This window comes from Pseudomonas sp. (genome assembly GCF_026224925.1).
GTDB lineage: Bacteria > Pseudomonadota > Gammaproteobacteria > Pseudomonadales > Pseudomonadaceae > Aquipseudomonas.
Genome location: NZ_JAMFRV010000268.1, coordinates 1 through 1,691 on the forward strand (window position 1 = coordinate 1; position 1,691 = coordinate 1,691).

Annotated in this window: 3 protein-coding genes; 1 reads left to right on the forward strand and 2 read right to left on the reverse strand. The window is 61.4% G+C overall.

What is annotated here, in order from left to right; all coding sequences use genetic code 11:
- Window positions 1–602: acyl-CoA dehydrogenase family protein (locus M0974_RS11770; RefSeq protein WP_297836418.1), on the forward strand; the 602-nt coding region annotated here is incomplete at its 5' end.
- A gap of 93 nt (window positions 603–695) precedes the next feature.
- On the opposite strand, the gene M0974_RS11775 is transcribed toward M0974_RS11770, so the two are convergent.
- Together M0974_RS11775 and M0974_RS11780 are read right to left on the reverse strand one after the other, a co-directional pair.
- A complete protein-coding gene (locus M0974_RS11775) occupies window positions 696–1,325 on the reverse strand; it encodes a nuclear transport factor 2 family protein (RefSeq protein ID WP_297836422.1) in 630 nt (209 codons plus the stop codon).
- Between the two features lie 5 nt (window positions 1,326–1,330).
- A partial coding sequence (locus tag M0974_RS11780; RefSeq protein ID WP_297836420.1) for an SDR family oxidoreductase occupies window positions 1,331–1,691 on the reverse strand: 361 nt, incomplete at its 5' end.

Here is a 1,691-nt window from a genome sequence, read left to right on the forward strand (position 1 = left end):
CAATGGCCCAGGAACAGATCCGCGTACACCCGATCCAACAACTGACCGGCACCAGCGAATTCAACGAAGTGTTCTTCGATCAGGCGCTGACCAGTACCGACAACTTGATCGGCCAACCCGGTGACGGTTGGAAAATCGCCATGGCGCTGCTCGGCTTCGAGCGCGGGGTGTCGACACTGGGCCAGCAAATGCAATTCCACAACGAGCTTGACGAAATCATCCGCATCGCCCGCACCAACGGTGCCTCACGCGACCCAATGCTGCGCCAGCGCATCGCCCAGGCCTGGGCCGGGCTCAAGGTGTTGCGCTACAACTCGTTGCGCATGCTCTCCGGTCCACAAGACGGCAGCCTCAGCCGCGAAGCCATGATCTATAAACTGGCCTGGTCTACCTGGCACAGCGACCTCGGCAAACTGGCCATGGACGTACTCGGCGACGCAGGCGAAATCCTCGACGCAGCACCCTACCAACTGAGCCGCCTGCAATCGCTATTCCTGTTCACCCGATCCGATACTATTTATGGCGGCAGCAACGAAATCCAACGCAACGTCATCGCTGAACGTGCGCTGGGCATGCCCCGGGAAGCCCGTGTACGTGAATAACAAACCGTAAAGCCCCCGCTGTCTCCTGCGAACACGCGTGCAGGAGACAGCGGGGTCAGGCAAATGAGGGGCTTGGAGAAAGCCCCCTGCCCTTTAGCGCACGCGAATCTTCGGGTCGTCGGCGCCACGACGCATGGCGTTGAGAAACCCTTCCAGCGGTGCCGGCTCGGCGATCTGAGGCAAGGCGTCCTTGTCCGGCCGCTGCGCCCAGAATGCATCCCAAGAGGGAAACAGCTGGTGAAAACTCCCGGCGTAAGGCTCGCGCCCCGGCCAGCGCATTTTCAGGCCGCCAATCGGTGGTTTGTTGAGGTCGGTGGCGTACCAATAGCACGGCAGGCGGCGACGGAAGCACCAGCGCCCGTCGATCCGCTCGTAGTCGTCCCAGTACAGCATCTGCATGATGACCCACTCTGGGCCGGTCTCATGCTCGTTCTTTGAATAGACCACACCGGTGGCGTGGTCCGGGTCGCTGAACTCGATGATGTGCTGCCCCAAATGATGGGACGTGCCATGGAACTGCTTGCGCATGGTCTCGTCCAGCCACGCCTTGAGGTGCGCGCGGCCGGTCTTGTCGCGCCCCACCCGCACGTCTGGGGCGAAGCAGTTGGCCATGGCATCCATATCGCGCATGTCCAGCGCCAGTGCATACTTGCCAGCCAACTGACGGATCGCATCCAGCGATTCCAGGCGGTCGATGCGCTCAAGCAGCGCAGTCGATTCCAGGCTCATCAGTCGAGCACCGTATACAGGTCTGAACCGCGTCCACCGTCCACCGCCAGGCTCGCGCCGGTGACATAGGATGCTTCATCACTGGCCAGAAAGAGGATGGCGTTGGCCAGTTCTACCGGTAGACCAACTCGTTTCATCGGGATGATTTTTTCGGTGTTACCACGGGTCTTGTCGTCGCCGAGCATGCCGGCGGTGGCCGGGGTATCGACCACGCCCGGGATGATCACGTTGCAGCGAATGTTGTTCGGTGCGCCTTCACTGGCCGCCGCCCGGCTGAAGTTGATCACTGCCGCTTTGGCAGCCGAATAACCGGCCATCCAAGCGGTGCCGAACAGGCCGCAAATCGAGGCGATGTTGACG